The 15,875-nt window shown below is 45.9% G+C and carries 15 protein-coding genes and 1 tRNA gene; 8 read left to right on the plus strand and 8 right to left on the minus strand.

The window, feature by feature from the left end; genetic code table 11:
* Window positions 1–17 precede the first annotated feature (17 nt).
* Window positions 18–992 carry a DUF1852 domain-containing protein gene (locus D791_RS16000; protein WP_036513787.1) on the minus strand — a complete coding sequence of 325 codons (975 nt, stop codon included), beginning with the start codon at window positions 990–992 and terminating at the stop codon, window positions 18–20.
* Window positions 993–1,430: 438 nt separating this feature from the next.
* The gene (katG, locus tag D791_RS16005; protein WP_081763920.1) at window positions 1,431–3,641 is read right to left on the minus strand and encodes a catalase/peroxidase HPI; all 2,211 of its coding nucleotides are present in this window, start codon (window positions 3,639–3,641) and stop codon (window positions 1,431–1,433) included.
* Between the two features lie 312 nt (window positions 3,642–3,953).
* On the opposite strand from katG, the gene D791_RS16010 reads away from it, so the two are divergent.
* Window positions 3,954–4,730 (plus strand): thermonuclease family protein, encoded by a 777-nt coding sequence (locus D791_RS16010; protein ID WP_051514623.1) that lies wholly within the window; start codon window positions 3,954–3,956, stop codon window positions 4,728–4,730.
* A gap of 46 nt (window positions 4,731–4,776) precedes the next feature.
* Here the strand turns inward: D791_RS16010 and D791_RS16015 are convergent, their stop codons facing one another.
* Both D791_RS16015 and D791_RS16020 read right to left on the minus strand, forming a co-directional pair.
* Window positions 4,777–5,109: a hypothetical protein gene (locus tag D791_RS16015; RefSeq protein WP_036513790.1), complete on the minus strand. Its 333-nt coding sequence runs from the start codon at window positions 5,107–5,109 to the stop codon at window positions 4,777–4,779.
* Between the two features lie 11 nt (window positions 5,110–5,120).
* Window positions 5,121–6,458 carry an NAD(P)/FAD-dependent oxidoreductase gene (locus D791_RS16020; protein WP_036513792.1) on the minus strand — a complete coding sequence of 446 codons (1,338 nt, stop codon included), beginning with the start codon at window positions 6,456–6,458 and terminating at the stop codon, window positions 5,121–5,123.
* 244 nt (window positions 6,459–6,702) lie between these two features.
* Here D791_RS16020 and D791_RS16025 point away from each other — a divergent pair, with 244 nt between their 5' ends.
* On the plus strand, window positions 6,703–8,307 hold the full coding sequence (locus D791_RS16025) for a response regulator (protein WP_036513796.1): 1,605 nt from the start codon (window positions 6,703–6,705) through the stop codon (window positions 8,305–8,307).
* A gap of 12 nt (window positions 8,308–8,319) precedes the next feature.
* Here the strand turns inward: D791_RS16025 and D791_RS16030 are convergent.
* The 4 genes from D791_RS16030 to flgA form a co-directional block, all read right to left on the minus strand.
* Window positions 8,320–8,395, minus strand: a tRNA-Arg gene (locus tag D791_RS16030).
* A 68-nt stretch (window positions 8,396–8,463) separates the two neighbouring features.
* On the minus strand, window positions 8,464–8,949 hold the full coding sequence (locus D791_RS19280) for a flagella synthesis protein FlgN (protein ID WP_051514624.1): 486 nt from the start codon (window positions 8,947–8,949) through the stop codon (window positions 8,464–8,466).
* Window positions 8,950–8,954: 5 nt separating this feature from the next.
* Window positions 8,955–9,266: a flagellar biosynthesis anti-sigma factor FlgM gene (gene flgM / locus D791_RS19285; protein ID WP_051514625.1), complete on the minus strand. Its 312-nt coding sequence runs from the start codon at window positions 9,264–9,266 to the stop codon at window positions 8,955–8,957.
* 124 nt (window positions 9,267–9,390) lie between these two features.
* The gene (gene flgA, locus D791_RS16045; RefSeq protein ID WP_051514626.1) at window positions 9,391–10,086 is read right to left on the minus strand and encodes a flagellar basal body P-ring formation chaperone FlgA; all 696 of its coding nucleotides are present in this window, start codon (window positions 10,084–10,086) and stop codon (window positions 9,391–9,393) included.
* 65 nt (window positions 10,087–10,151) lie between these two features.
* Between flgA and D791_RS16050 the strand changes: the two genes are divergently transcribed.
* From D791_RS16050 to D791_RS16075, 6 genes are all read left to right on the plus strand, one after another.
* On the plus strand, window positions 10,152–11,090 hold the full coding sequence (locus tag D791_RS16050; RefSeq protein WP_036513799.1) for a chemotaxis protein CheV: 939 nt from the start codon (window positions 10,152–10,154) through the stop codon (window positions 11,088–11,090).
* Between the two features lie 17 nt (window positions 11,091–11,107).
* A complete protein-coding gene (locus D791_RS16055) occupies window positions 11,108–11,947 on the plus strand; it encodes a CheR family methyltransferase (RefSeq protein ID WP_081763923.1) in 840 nt (279 codons plus the stop codon).
* Between the two features lie 184 nt (window positions 11,948–12,131).
* A complete protein-coding gene (gene flgB, locus D791_RS16060) occupies window positions 12,132–12,530 on the plus strand; it encodes a flagellar basal body rod protein FlgB (RefSeq protein ID WP_036513909.1) in 399 nt (132 codons plus the stop codon).
* 2 nt (window positions 12,531–12,532) lie between these two features.
* On the plus strand, window positions 12,533–12,970 hold the full coding sequence (gene flgC, locus D791_RS16065; RefSeq protein WP_036513803.1) for a flagellar basal body rod protein FlgC: 438 nt from the start codon (window positions 12,533–12,535) through the stop codon (window positions 12,968–12,970).
* A gap of 18 nt (window positions 12,971–12,988) precedes the next feature.
* Entirely contained in the window at window positions 12,989–13,657 is a 669-nt protein-coding gene (locus D791_RS16070; protein WP_036513806.1) for a flagellar hook assembly protein FlgD, read from the plus strand.
* Between the two features lie 15 nt (window positions 13,658–13,672).
* Window positions 13,673–15,718, plus strand: a complete 2,046-nt coding sequence (locus D791_RS16075; RefSeq protein WP_036513809.1) for a flagellar hook-basal body complex protein — start codon at window positions 13,673–13,675, stop codon at window positions 15,716–15,718.
* Window positions 15,719–15,875: the final 157 nt, after the last annotated feature.

Raw genomic sequence — 15,875 nt, forward strand, 5'->3', positions numbered from 1 at the left:
TTTATCTGAGTGATTAATTAAGCGTAGTTAGCTGACCATTGATCCAGAATTGCCCGATAGGGTTTGATAAAGTGCTCTTCAGCAAACTTCCCTTGTGCGATAGCTAAGGTGCTGCGCTCTTCCCGGTCATACACGATGTGTGTGATTGAGTGATCCGGGTTTTTTAAGTTCGGTTGATAGTATTTTCCGGCAACAGCATTGGCATTATAAATTTCGGGTCGGTAAATCTTCTGAAAGGTTTCCATGGTGCTGATGGTGCTGATCAGCTCCAAATTGGTGTAATCGTTCAGCAGATCACCAACGAAATAGAAAGCAAAAGGTGCCACGCTGTTGGGAGGCATAAAGTAGCGAACATTCAGTCCCATTTTTTTGAAATACAGCTCGGTCAATGAGGACTCATTGGGCAGGTATTCCACCCCCAGTACCGGATGCTGGTTTTCTGTACGGTGATAGGTCTTGTTATCTGAAACGCTCAAACAGATAACGGGTGGCTTTTTGAAGTGTTGCTTGTATGTCTCTGACGCAACGAAGGTTTGGAAAAGCTTGCCATGCAGATCACCAAAGTTCTCTGGGATGCTGAAGCGTTCTTGCTGTTTGTTATGATCAAGCAACAAGACACTAAAGTCATAATCTCGCACATAGGAGGAAAAGTTGTTGCCAACAATGCCTTCGATACGTTCGTTGGTGGCATGATCAATAATGTTGGTTTTCAACACTTCAATTGAAGGGAAACGGCCACCTTTTCCTTGAATCTCGATGTCCACTGAAATGATTTCCAGCTCGACAGCGTAACGATCTCCTTTGGGATTATCCCAGTGCGCTAACGCATTAAAACGATTATCAATCATCTTTAAAGCATTGCGCAAATTCTGTTGGCGGCACTCACCCCTTGCTAGGTTAGCAAAGTTGGTGGTGATACGTGTACTGTCTGACGGCTGATAATTCTCGTCAAAACGAATACGCTTAATACTAAAAGTGAAATCTGTATTCATCGTCGTCGGGTATCCCATGTACGCATTTTCTGAGATCAAACCTGAATGTGCTGTTTGCCTTGAATACAAGTACGCGTCACATTTCAGGTTTTCCTATCCGGGGTTCTCAATCCAGTGGCCTAGAAAATAGGCCGCTAAACACTATCGAAACACCTTGGCCTTGAAGCATGTGTACTTTATACGCACAACCTTTCATGAATAAAAATGATATTATTTCATTATTTTATGATGTTAATTCATGGTTTGATGGTTTGAGCGTTGGATAGAGAGAGGTGGATGCTGTTGTCGGCCATAGGCTGCATGTAGCAGAGAAGGATACGGATGGGGATAAAGGTGTCGACGGATAAAGCACGGTTGCTCATGGCTAAAAATATAAGAGGGATGAGGTGTTAGCCTCATCCCTCTCGATTGATCACATGTCAGCTTGACGGCAGTGCATTATGCAAGATCAAAGCGATCCGCATTCATGACCTTATTCCAAGCCTTCACAAAGTCCTTAACGAATTTATCCTTGGCATCATTTTGAGCATAGGCCTCTGTTAAGGCGCGCAGTTGCGAGTTAGAGCCAAAGACTAAGTCGACACGTGTTGCTGTCCATTTCACGTTGCCGGTTTGTCTGTCTAGACCTTCGAAGAGATCTTTGTCTTCAGACGTTGGACGCCACACGGTTTCCATATCAACCAGATTCAGGAAGAAGTCGTTCGTTAATTGACCCGGAGTGTGGGTCAAGACACCGTCTGTCTTTCCTGCATAGTTGGCTCCCAGTACACGCAGTCCACCGATAAGGACGGTCATTTCGGGTGCACTTAACCCAAGTAGTTGAGCCTTGTCGATTAACATTTCTTCGTCAGAGACCACAAATTTAGCTTTCGCATAGTTGCGGAAACCGTCGGCTTCGGGTTCTAAGGGCGCGAAGGACTCAGCATCGGTTTGTTCCGCCGTTGCATCGGTACGTCCAGGTGCGAAAGGCACCCCAATATTATGCCCTGCATCACGGGCGGCCTGCTCAATCGCTGCTGCACCGCCTAAAACAATTAAGTCCGCTAGAGAAACCTGCTTGTTTGTTGTCTGTGCAGCATTAAAGTCTGCCTGAATACCTTCCAAAACAGACAGAACCTTGGCCAGTTGCTCAGGTTGATTGGACTCCCAATCTTTTTGTGGGGCTAAACGAATGCGGGCACCGTTTGCACCACCACGCTTATCGGAATCGCGGTAAGTCGAAGCGGATGACCAAGCGGTATAGACCAGTTCTGATACACTTAAACCGGATGCCAAAATGCTGGTTTTGAGCGTTGCGATGTCTTCAGCGTTGATCATTTCGTAATCCGCTGCGGGCACAGGGTCCTGCCAGATAAGGTCTTCGGCCGGTACTTCAGGACCTAAGTAGCGTGCTTTAGGACCCATATCTCGGTGGGTTAATTTGAACCAAGCACGTGCAAAGGCATCGGCAAACTCATCCGGATTTTTATGGAAGTGCTCTGAAATCTTACGGTATTCAGGATCTTCGCGCATGGCCATATCGGCGGTTGTCATCATGATGCCAACCGGAATTGAGGCATCTTCTGCATCGGGGGCATGGTCTTTTTCAGCCAGATCAATAGGGACCCATTGTTGAGCGCCTGCAGGGCTTTTAACCAGCTTCCACTCATAACCAAATAGAACGTCAAAGTAGCCCATGTCCCATTGGGTTGGGTTGGGTGTCCAAGCACCTTCTAAACCACTGGTAATGGTGTCACGGCCTTTCCCGCTTCCAAAGCTGCTTTTCCAACCCAGTCCCATTTCCTCAAGATCAGCGGCTTCGGGTTCAGGACCAACATGCGACGCATCACCGGCGCCGTGCGTTTTACCAAAGGTGTGCCCTCCAGCGGTTAACGCAACGGTTTCGTAATCATTCATGGCCATGCGGGCAAAGGTTTCACGTATGTCTTTTGCCGAGGCCAATGGATCAGGGTTACCATCTGGGCCTTCGGGGTTAACATAGATTAAGCCCATTTGCACAGCCGCCAAGGGGTTTTCCAATTCACGATTACCACTGTAGCGTTTGTTGCCTAACCAGGTGTCTTCAGCACCCCAGTAGATATCTTCTTCTGGTGCCCAAATGTCCTTACGACCGCCGCCAAAACCAAAGGTTTTAAAGCCCATGGATTCAAGAGCGACATTACCGGCTAAAATAAACAAGTCTGCCCAAGACAATTTGTTGCCGTATTTTTGTTTAACGGGCCACAATAAACGGCGAGCTTTGTCGAGGTTGGCATTATCGGGCCAGCTGTTAAGAGGGGCGAAGCGTTGATTGCCCGTTGAGGCACCACCGCGACCGTCTGCCGTCCGATAGGTGCCTGCCGCATGCCATGCCATACGTATCATGAAAGGGCCATAGTGGCCATAATCAGCGGGCCACCAATCTTTTGAGTCGGTCATTACATCCGTTAAGTCTTGTTTCACGGCTGCGAGATCAAGTGACTTGAAGGCCTCGGCGTAATTAAAATCCTCACCCATTGGGTCAGCTTTCGCGCTGTGTTGATGCAAAATGCTTAAGTTGAGTTGATTTGGCCACCAGTCATTATTGCCAGTGCCTTTGCTACCCATAGTTGTGCGGCTACCGTGCATGACGGGGCATTTGCCTGCGGTATCCATAGTCTTGCTGCTCATGTGTTTCTCCACTCATTCATTCATACGCGAGCTCTAATTCAATTGTTAGAAAGCCCACGAAGGGTTGGTGTCGATTCGTGTCATGACAGAGATGATGTTTAATGTTTATTTAAAAAAAGCTTCATCCACTGTTCGCTGTTAACCTTAGTTCAAATACGGTCAATTCTCTATCGATTCGCTATTGTATTTCCTTAAGGCTCTAATAGGCTTAGTTAATTACTTGGTTGATATCAATTGCTTTTTGCTGGAGACTTCTCAAAATCAATGCCAATTTCGTATACCACTCTTCAAAGGAATAAAGCGGAGGTGAAAATGTTAAAACCCATGCTCTGGTTGGGCTTTTTTTCGTTCGTGCTCAGTCATCCAGTGCTTGCGGAGCCGTGTCCTCCCAGTGCCCCCACTCAATCGGCTCAGGTGCGTTATGTGATTGATGCGGATACTCTTGTGCTGAACAATGGTGAGCGTGTGCGTCTGTTAGGGATAGATGCCCCAGAGTTGGGGCGCGATGGGCAGCCGGATGAACCCTATGCGCGCGAAGGAAAAAAATGGTTAGAGGGTTTGTTACGCGAGCATGATCATCGCGTACTCCTCCAATATGGCCAAGAAAGAAAAGACCGTTATGGTCGCTCGTTGGCGTATCTGTTCTTACCGGATGGCACCAATCTGCAGAGAGCATTGCTATCCGACGGGTGGGTGATGCAAGTGCATGTTGCACCTAATCTTGAGTTTGCTGAGTGTTTAGCGCAGTTTGAGCGACAAGCAGAGCAGCAGGCAAAGCGAATATGGAGCCAGAACGAATACTCTCCGGGCCTGTTGAGCACCGAGATTCCGGATTCAGCAAGAGGGGCTGCCGTTGTTCATGGTCAGGTGGTACGTGTTGGGCAGTCCGCTGAGTTTGTTTGGATTAATTTAGAAGGAGGGGTGGCTTTGCAGATTAGACGCTCAGACTTGCCACGATTTGATAGTCTGTCGTTTGATCAAATTGAAGGAAAAACCTTGCGTGTTCGAGGTTGGTTGATTCGAGAGAATGCGCGTCACCATCAAATACGCATTCGAGTCGAACATCCCTTGGCCATCCAGCTTATTTAGCTAACACAGGATCAACCCTACAGAAGAGTTGATCCTGTGTTTTTAGTTAACGGCAGCTGCGAAGATGGCACAAAGGTCTAAGGACCATAAGCGCGTAAACAGTTACCCCTAAACTGCCTCCAATTAGGGCAAGCCAGTCGAAGGAGGTTGCGACGTAGCCAAATTGGGAGTTAAAAATTCTAGGCATGAAAATAAAGGCCAAAATTCCAATGATTGGGCCTAAAATCCATGCAAAACGCCCTTGAGTGGAAAAACAGCGATAGCCCTTTATACGACCTGCAATCTGTGCAGCAACGAGCACAGCGAGGGCGAGAAGAATAAGCCATAGGTAAGGTTTAATCGCAAACCAAACAACGGTTAAAATACCAGCTAATGTCATCGTAATGCTCCTTAAACCTTACCAACCAGCATTGCGTTATACGCAGGCTGCAGCATTCTGTCTTTCATAATCCAGACAGCCCAAGATTCTTCTTTAGGGTCAATAAAGGAGAAGGACGGCAAGAGTTCGCCACCCCAACCAAACTCAACCAGCATGGCTTTGCCAACGGCGGTGATCATTGGGCAAGAGGTGTATCCATTATGCTTGGCTAACAAGGGTTGGCCTTGAATATGAGCTAGGATGTTGGGTTCTAGAACCGAGGCCTGCATTTTGACACTGGCCGCTGTTTTGTTGAACGGCATGCCCATGACATCACCAATCCCAAATACATTGCTGTATCGAGTGTGTTGCAATGTCTCCCGGTCAACTTCCATCCAGTTTCCAGCAAAAGGACCTTCTTTAAAAATCAATTCGCTCTCGCGCACCGATTTTGGAGCGGCCATGTGCGGAACTACGTGCAGGAAGTCATAATCTTGCGTGATTTCGCTGCCATCTTGCAGGGTAAAGGTTGCTTCTTTACGATCCGCATCAATAGCGGTTAAACGATGAAAGTCGTGCCGAGTTAAGCCTTGTTCAGTCCAGCGTTGTTTTACAAAATCATTGTAGTAGTCGACGCTGAACACTCGATCAGTGGGGGTGAAAAAGTGCATGTCAAAACGATCACGAACCCCTGCATCTTCAAGACGCGACAGCGTCGTGAAGGTCATTTTTAGAGGCGCGCCCGCGCATTTTATGGGGGTGGGGGACAGAGTGAAAACACCCTTTCCGCTGCCTTTGGCAATAAAACGCTCGATTTCTTCGTTGGTTTTTGCCGCCGCATCAATACCCGCGTATACACTGCCGATACCTTTTCCTTGGCCAATTAAATTTACATCCATTCCTTCAATGCGTTCATACTGCAGCTCAACGCCCGTCGCCACAATTAAGTAATCGTAGGTCAGTGTTTGTCCATCATTGAGTGTGACTCGGTTATTATCAGGGTCATATTCGGTTACCATTGCCCGAATCCAATTGACTCCAGAAGGAATCCATTCGGCTGTTTTGCTGAGGGTCTTGGATTTGTCCCAGACTCCCGACGCAACCAGCGTCCAGCCAGGTTGATAATGATGTTCTTGGCGGGCATCAATTAAGGTGATTTTGGCACCTTGTAAACTTCTCGATAGACGGTTGGCCATGGCCAAACCACCTGCACCTGCACCGCTAATCACCACGTGTGCGGATGTTCGAATTGCGTTTGCGCTTGCATTCCCTGCAAGGCTCAGGAGGGGGGCCGCAACCGTTGCGCCTAGACCCAGCTTAAGAAGATCTCGACGACGTTCATTGGCTGGCGGTGTTTTTTTATTGGACATACAGAAAGCTCCGAAGTCGTTCTTGAGGGAATGCGTGCTGTTTAAATCAAAACCGCGATTGTATACCCTAATTTTATTCCTTATTAGGCTAATGTAAATATAACTAATGTATAAATGTTTATATCATTTTGGAATATGAGTTGGTTTTTATCTCGCTGTTCAGAATGGGTTTTCCGCTAGCCTTACCTAAGGATAAGTCGCTATACTCTTGTTTATATTCTGTAGTCGTTAAGGCATACGCAGCGTGAATCCGCGAAAAATATCATATTCCGACAAGCGCGTTCTGCTGATCGAGAGCAGTGGCAATATGCGCTCGACTATTTCACAAATGCTACGGCAGCTAGGCGTCGTGAATATTCAAGCGATGACCATCAATGAACAAATACTCGACACCGTGCGTGACGAGGCGTTTGATATTGTCCTGTTAGGCCATAATGCGAGTGACAAAACAACGGGAATTCAGTTGTTAGAAGAAGCGCGTTTTAGAGGGTACATGCGTCCGACATGTGGTTGGATCTTTATGACCAGTGATTCATCACAAGCCGTTGTTCTTCATGCCATTGAAAGCAATCCCGATTATCTGATTACTAAGCCATTTACAGTTGATGAACTTAAATACCGTATTGATGCGTTAATTGCGCGTAAACAAGTCTTACGATCCATCGATGTTGCAATAGAGGCGGGTGATCATCAAGCGGCACTTGTGCATTGTGATGATGTTCCTGTGTATGAGCCTTGCTATGAAATTGCACAGCGGATTAAAGCAACCTTGTTGATTGATCTAGGGCGGGCCGATGAAGCACTGGATATCCTGCAACAGCATTTTTGGGATATGTCGGATAAAGATACAGGACTCTGTTTGGCAAAAGCCTTTATCAGCCTAAATCGCCTAGATGAAGCGTTGAGTTTGCTGAATGATCTGATTGAGGCGCATCCGCTTTTAGTACCCGCTTATGATCTTCTGGCAAACGTTCATGAACGGAAAGGGGATTTGGTTTTAGCAAGAGAAACGCTGGAAGTGGCTACGTCTAAATCACCATTGGGTATTCCCAGACAAATGGAGTTAGGTCGTGTTGCAACCTATACCCATGAGTTAAAGATAGCCGATACAGCCTATCGGCGCTCCATTTCGTTAGGGCGTAAAAGTTGTTATCGATCTCCTGATCCTTACTTGTACCTTGCCAATATTCGTCGTTTAGAGATGCTTTCAGCTGACCCTAAAGATAAGATTGAGCTCGAAAATAAAATGATGACCTTGCTGAATCTTGCCGAGTATTCATTTCCAAAAGACGTTGCATTTAAGGCACGATCTGCCTTGTTAAAAGCGAAATGGTGTGAGGATAATCAAAATAATGAGCAGGCTGCCGAGTTTATGCAGCAGGCTGAACGCATTAACAGAACCTTGGTTAGCCCATTGAATTTACAACGAGAAATGTTAATTGTTAGCGGTGATGCTGTTCCTATATTGGAAGAAAAAGTGGATCACACGGTGCTGCCAGATAAGGTGAATTTCGATCCGGTGATGAGTGACAAGGTTAATCGGCTGGCCAGTAAGCATTATATGGCAGGTAAATACGGTCAGGCACTGCGTTATCTGAATTTAGCAATCGACTACAACCCAACCAATGCAACAGTAATGTTAAATCTGGCTCAACTCTACTTAGAGGTAGCCCGCGACAATGAAGTAAATCGTGAGTCACGACTGAAGATGGTAAAGCGGTTTTTAAAGTTAACTCAGAAGTCTGCATTGACGGAGGAGGAGAAGGTAAGGCAGCGTCAGTTGATTTACTACTTTACTAAGCCGTTAACCAGTTTGCCTAAAGGTTCGTTGCATGCATTGTTAAAGTAGAGACACACGATGTGGTCTCCCCACAGGGACTCGAACCCCGATCTGGCCCTTAGGAGGGGCCCGTTCTATCCAGTTGAACTATAGGGAGATTTCTAAGTATTCTATCGAATTTGCTGATGTAAAACTAGAGTTAAGGCGTGGAAGTTATGGGCTAAGTTAAGCTTTCCCAATACGCCGTTGAGCCGAGTAGTTGCCTTTGCTGCCTTGTTGGTCATAGAGCGAATTCGTCGTATGCTGGCCCTGCAATAAATTAAGCAGTTGTTCTACATTTGCTTTGTTGCGCGATACAACTTGTTCGTTGCGTTCATTGGCAAGTCGGATTTCACGAAGAAGCTCGGTCAGCTGTGTCCAGTTGCCGATTAAGGCGCTACGCTCAGGGGAGGGCAGGGTGCTGCACAACTGCTTAAATCCATCTTCAGACGGAGTAAAGCCGAGCAAAGTGAGCGATTGATTGCGCTCTAAAATACTGCTTTCAATCTCGCGTAACACTTGGTGTTTACGCTGAGTCATGTCATTGAGTGCGTCTAGATCTCTTGAAACGATAATAGAAAGCTCCTCCTCCAATAACTGGTGGAGTTTTTCAAACAACTCAACCCCTTCGCTGACCTGTTGGATGAAACGCTGTGAAGATGCGCTCGTCATAAAGGTCAAGCAAAGAGTTTGTCAAACTGCAGAAGTTTATCTGCAAGTTTTTCGTTATTAATTGAGTAGCTGCCATCGGCAATGGCGGCTTTAAGTTCAGCAACTCGAGCGGCATTAACGTCAGGGGCGCCTTCCGCTGCTTTACCTGCAGATTGAATCGCTTGAGCTGCATCGCTTAAGCGAACGGTATCCTTCGGCGGTGCCTGTGTGCCTCCTGCAGACGATTTTGATTGAGTCGATGGTGAGTTCGCATCACCGGGTTTGTTTCGACTCGCAGATGTCTGGTTAGAGGATAGGCTGTTGAATTCGATAGCCATCCTAAATTACCTCGTAAACTGTGTATAGCAAGGGTATCGACTCGTTTGTGAAAATCTTTAGTAAAAAAATAGGTTTTTTGTCAAAAAAAGCAAAAAACAGGTTTCGCACACTATTATAGTTCGATTACTGAACCCTAACCACTCCAGGTGCAATAATTATGGCTCTGACTTCATTGCCGGATTGGCTGTTTTGTACGCGAATTTGTTGTTGCTGTCGGCCATCCTCTAACGCAATACCAGGCATCCGAATGGTCAGAGAGCCTCTTTGTGCCTCAATCATCACTTGGTCGCCTCTAGAAACGAGCATGGCGACCTCTAACATACGCGCGTTGATGACTTGGTCGCTGCCAATTTGACGCCTGACGTGTTTCCCGATGACATCTTGCTCTCGTGTAAAATAATCCTGGCCGATGCGTGAGATATCTTGTTCAACCAGTTTAATATCGCTGGCGCTAATCCGGCTGTTACGCACCAGAGGCTTAGCGCTGACAACGACAGTCATCATTTGTCGTACCTGCGCTGTGACGAACAGGCTCCAGAAAGGCTGGTGGCACGTGGCTTTAGCCGTCACCCTTTGGCCACTGTTGAAGGGGATTTGGATTTCGAGTGGATATTCGCATGCAGCGAGAGTAAGGTTTTGATTGACGGGATTTACGCTGACGTCTAACCTGCTTTCAGGGAGACGTGTGCTAAACTCATGAATGATCGCCTCTTCAACCTGTTTTTGAATAGATTCGGGCAATTCAATCGCGAGGCTAGAGGTCGATTTTAAAAAAATAAGCAAAAACAGTAAAACTAATGGTAAATTATGTGAATTCACGTGTATGTTCAGCCTTAACAGGTGGATGTCACTTATGTATGAACGGTCTTGGGGTTTGATGAATCATGTCATCTATATTAGATAGTGTAAACCTACGTACGCAGATGGTTGGGCAGAACCGACTTGAATTGTTGCTTTTTGGCCTCGAGACCAGTCAGCGTTATGGCATTAACGTGTTTAAAGTGCGTGAAGTATTGCAGTGTCCTGAACTAACAGAGGTTCCTAGAAAGACAAGTGTAATCAAGGGAATGGCCCATATTCGAGGTGAAACGATCCCTGTTTTAGACTTGTCGGAGGCGATTGGTCGGTCTCCAGTGCCCGCAGAAGATGAACGTCGTTGTTTTTTAATCGTGGCTGAGTACAACAAACGCACTTTGGCCTTTCTTGTGAGAAAAGTGGATCGGATTCTGAACACCAATTGGGATCAGATCATGGCACCGCCTGCAGAAATCGGCTCAGACAACTATTTGACGGCTGTGTTTGAGTTTGAGAAAAAGCTCATCGAGATCATTGATGTTGAACAAATCCTAGCCGATATTTACCCTGCATCCACGGATGTCAGCGATGACATCGCTACCGAAAAAGTTAAAAAAGCCGCACATGAGTTGCATGTCTTGATCTGCGATGACTCTCAAGTTGCCCGTAATCAAATGCAGCGCAGCCTTGAAAATCTGGGTGTGAAGGTGACCTCTGCAAAGAATGGTCGCGAAGCTTGGTTGATGCTAAAAGACATGGCTGGCAAAGGTGTTGATGTTGAACAGTATTATTTGATGCTGATCTCGGATATCGAAATGCCTGAGATGGATGGATATACCTTAACATCAATGATTCGCAACGATACGCGTATGCAGCGAATGCACATTATTCTGCATACATCCTTAAGCGGTGGTTTTAACGTATCAATGGTTAAAAAAGTTGGAGCTGATGGCTTCTTAGCTAAGTTTAATCCTGACGAACTTGCTTCTGTTGTGGTTAAACGTATTGAAGCGGTCAGTAAGCGCTGATTAAGTAAGGGGGCTATGTGAGAACAGGGTTCACGATCACATCTGATGAGTTCAAAAACTTTAGCCAGTTTCTTGAGAAAAGCTGTGGAATTTTATTAGCCGAGCACAAGCAATATCTTGTACAGAGCCGCCTAAGCAAAATTATGCAAAAGGAAGGCTTTGCGACATTAAGCGAGCTGGTGAATCGGCTTAACTCGATGGGAGGCAATCTCCTTAAAGAGCAAGTCATTGACGCGATGACAACCAACGAAACCTTATGGTTTAGAGATATTCATCCATATGAAATACTCAAAGATAAACTATTGCCCGAAATCGCCAGTGGTCAGCCAATGCAAAAGCTGCGGATTTGGTCTGCAGCCTGTTCAAGCGGTCAAGAGCCCTATTCAATCAGTATGGTGATCGAAGAGTTTAGACAGTCTCGTGCGGGGGCTTTTTCGGCAGGCCAAGAAATTGTCGCCACAGATATCTCTTCAGTGATTTTAGATCAGGCGAAGCGTGGTGAGTATGAGATGCTGGCGCTTGGCCGTGGGTTGTCGCAGGATCGCTTGAATCGTTTTTTTAGAAAAAACCCCGAAGGGAGTTGGACGATTAAACCGGAGATTAAAGCGCGCGTTAAGTTTCAAAGCCTTAATCTGCTAGGACAGTACTCTTCGTTAGGTCAATTTGACATTATATTCTGTCGGAACGTTCTGATTTATTTTTCATCGGATGTTAAAACTGAAATTTTGAGAAAAATGCATAAGCAGCTCAAGCCTGGAGGGTATCTTATTTTAGGTGCTTCTGAGTCGCTCTCTGGCTTGCCTGATTTATACCGCATGATTCATTGCCGCCCCGGCATTATTTACCAGAGCATTTAACTTGCCGCCTAAGTGGCAGACTCTTGCCGCTTTCACCTTGCTAATAATGATGGATAGACCTCTATCATTATTAGATTCAAATAAAATCAATAGTTTACAATGAGTGGCACGTAGATTGCTTTATTTGTAGTAAAGCGTATCTAGGTGTTCGCTTCTCACGTTTTAAATGGGTAAGGTCAAGGCTATGTCAATTAATTTCAAATCAGCTCTCGGAATACATGCCGATGCTCTGACTTTCAGAGCACATCGTGCCGAGGTGTTGGCGAATAATATTGCGAATTCTGATACGCCTAACTTTAAAGCGCGAGATGTCGATTTCAAGCAGGTGCTTGAGAGCAAGATGACGCACAGTCCATTGCATTTACAGAAAACGCAGGGTGGGCATATCGACGGATTAGTGAATCCCGATTTTGCTGCAGATTTAATGTACCGTATACCCTTTCAGCCTGCGGTTGATGGCAACACAGTCGAAGTGCAGGAAGAGATTAGTCGTTTTACTGATAACTCGTTACGTTATCAGGCGAGCTTTGAGTTTTTGAATGGCAAGTTCAGTGGGCTTAAAAAAGCCATAAAGGGTGAATAAGTATGTCTTTGTCGAATGTATTTGGGATTGCGGGTTCTGCTATGAGTGCTCAAACCATACGTTTGAACACCACCGCCAGTAATATGGCAAACGCTGAGAGCGTTAGCTCTAGCGAAGGTGAAACCTATAGAGCGCGCAAACCCGTATTCGCACTAAAGGCGCCAGACGTAAGTCAGTTAGGTGAAACGCCCACTGGGTTAGCGCCCGGTCAAGGCGTACAAGTATTGGATATTATTGAAAGTCAAACGCCTTTACGTATGGCGTATGAGCCGAATCATCCTTTATCAAATGAACAGGGTTACGTTTTTTATCCAAACGTCAATGTGATTGAAGAAATGGCCGATATGATTTCAGCATCACGATCATTTCAGATCAATGCAGATGTACTGAATACGACGAAGCAGATGCTGCAGAAAACCATGACCTTAGGTCAAAGCTAAGTCTCAGAGGGTTGAGAGATGAGCACTATTAACACGAGCAACATATTTGATCAGATAAACCGCGATAACAAAGCGGCGGAGATCAAAAAGTCTGATGGCACTGATGATAATCAAATGTTTATGAAGCTTTTGATTGCACAGTTGCAGAATCAGGATCCGACCAACCCATCTGATACATCTGATTTTATGCAGCAGATATCCAGCATGACCATGGTTGAGACGATGACCGGTATGGCTAAGACATTTGAAACGATGAGCAATAGCTTGCTTAGCAGCCAGAGTGCACTTCAAGCGTCTTCTATGGTGGGTCAACGGGTATTTATTAATACGGATATTGCTCAGTTAACTCAGGCTGGAGGAGCGCTACCCGGAACGGTAAGTCTTGTGACCCCAACAACTAGCTTGCGTGTCTCAATTTTTGATCAAGGCGGCAATTTGGTTGACCAAGTGAATATGGGATCGGCATCGTCGGGTGAACGAAGCTTTGTTTGGAATGCGAGCGAAGACGTGCCTGCAGGAAGCTACCAAATTATAGCAGAAGCCTTTGATGGCGATGAATATGTGCAAGTTGACACTTGGATGCCGTTTACAGTGAACAGCGTATCCTTGGGTCAAAATGGAATCGGAATGAAGGTCAATACCGCCATTGGCGCGATTAACTTTAGTGACGTCAAACAGTTAGGTTAAAGTGAGGTAAAAGTCATGTCATTCAATACAGCCGTTACAGGTCTCAAGGCCGCCTCCACAATGCTGGACGTTACCGGTAACAACATCGCAAACGTGGCGACCACGGGCTTCAAATCTTCTCGTACTCAGTTTGCGGACTTATATGCAACTTCAGTTGTTGGGGCGGGATCAAGCAATACACCGGGTTCCGGTGTTACTGTGTCTGGAATTTCTCAGGATTTTAGCGCAGGTACGATAGAGTTTACGAACAATAATCTTGATTTGGCCATTAATGGTTCTGGTTTTTTCCAATTGGATGATGGTCGAGGCTCTGTTACTTACACGCGCGCTGGTGCATTTGAGTTAAATAAAGAGGGTCTGATAGTATCGCCCAGTGGCAAGTTTTTACAAGGTTATGGGTTGGATGCGCAGGGTAACCAGTTACCTATTGGCAATCTTGCCGTGAAAGAGAAAGAAAGTCTGCCAAAAGCAACCGACAATATTAATCTTGCTGTTAACATTGATGCGCGAGCAGATGCAACCACTCTGACGCCAACTTACAGTAAAGATGATCCAAGTTCATTTACCTATTCAACGACGGTTAGAACCTTCGATAGTTTAGGTAATCCTCAAACGTTAAAGTATAACTTTGCAGAGCAGCGCCCTGTTCGTGAGTTGTTTGTATTTGATTTGGCTGTTGCAACTGATTTTCCTAGAATAGCCGGTGTTCAGTTGACAGCGGTTGATTTTGATACTGAAGGTAGATTAATTGATAACCTAGCGGTGACGCCACCTCAGTTGAGTGGTTTTAATGCAATTAGCCAAGCTGATCCACGAATTGATTTGACGACTGTTCGTCGTGAGTTATCGCCGCCACCGGCAAGTACTCCAACGGGTAGAGTGACCTTTGAGTTTAAATCTTGGGCCTCCGATACTGGACAGGTTCTTGTGCAGAATCCAGATCAGACGTCAGCGACTAAATTTAATACACTTGTGGCAGATCGGTTTAGAGAAGCGAATGAGACTCGAACTTACGATATAACAGTTGATGGCAATAAAACCACAGCAATCGGTACAACCGGGAATATTTTGTTAGCAGGTGTGACTATTCCAATTGCTGCCTCCAATACAGCAGAGCAAATTGCTCAGGCGATTAAAAATCGTGAAGCACAAATTTTAGATCGCAATCCCGAGATTGAGTCAGTTGAAATCAATACACTTGGGGCTGTGCCAACCGTGACGCTTAAGTTTAAAGCGGATGTCGGCAATTTGGATAATGCTTCACCTGTCTATAAACCGCGTTTAACATTGACCGATCCGCCTGCAGGTGCTGGTTTACAGTTTGGCGATAACCTTATTACAACTGCAGTAACCGACAGTCAAATAGAAACCAGCAACATCGTTGAGGGTGATAACGACTATCGTGGCTACTACCGTATGTATGCGTATCTTAATAATGTCGAATTATTGGATATAGGTAAACCCCAAGTTCCGGGTGCTGGTGTCGATACAGAACCAGGCCAAATTCTGATTAAGTTCAATCCCTCTAACGGTTTGCTGACCGAAGTCAATGGTGAGCAATTCCCGGCTGGAGGGCGTGCACCGAGTATTCAAATCAAAGGTGCTGATCCTGCTTCTGAAACGACGGTCATTGATATGCGTCTAGATAACACGACCCAATTTGCTTCGGCGTCTATCGTGAAATCGCAGCAGCAAAATGGCTATGCGAAGGGTGACTTAATTGGTGTGACATTTGCCCCTACCGGTGAAATGATTGCGTCTTTCAGTAATGGTCAAGAGCAGCGTTTAGGTATTGTTGCTTTCGCCACCTTTGAGAACCAAGACGGGCTCCAACCAGTCGGTAATACAGAGTGGATTGCATCCTTGCAGTCAGGTAATCCGATTCTGAACGCCCCCGGAACGGGCTTGAACGGAACCTTGCGCTCGGCGGCGTTGGAGCAATCGAATGTGGATTTGTCCACTGAGCTTGTGAACTTGATCCAGGCGCAGCGTAACTTCCAAGCAAGCTCTAAAACGTTAGAAACGGTTAATAACATTACTCAGAATATTTTGAACATCTAATAATCTATCTGGGTTCAAGAAAAAAGCCTCTACCTCTATCGGTGGAGGCTTTTTTTTTGCTGAAACTTAGTCTGCGTGTCTTCTGTGGCACGACCCTTGCTTATACATGCTTAGAGAATACAAAAGCGGCAAGACTTAACCGCTTGTCAGCTGAATA

This window comes from Nitrincola nitratireducens, from assembly GCF_000585235.1.
In the GTDB taxonomy this organism is placed as follows: Bacteria; Pseudomonadota; Gammaproteobacteria; order Pseudomonadales; family Balneatricaceae; genus Nitrincola; species Nitrincola alkalisediminis.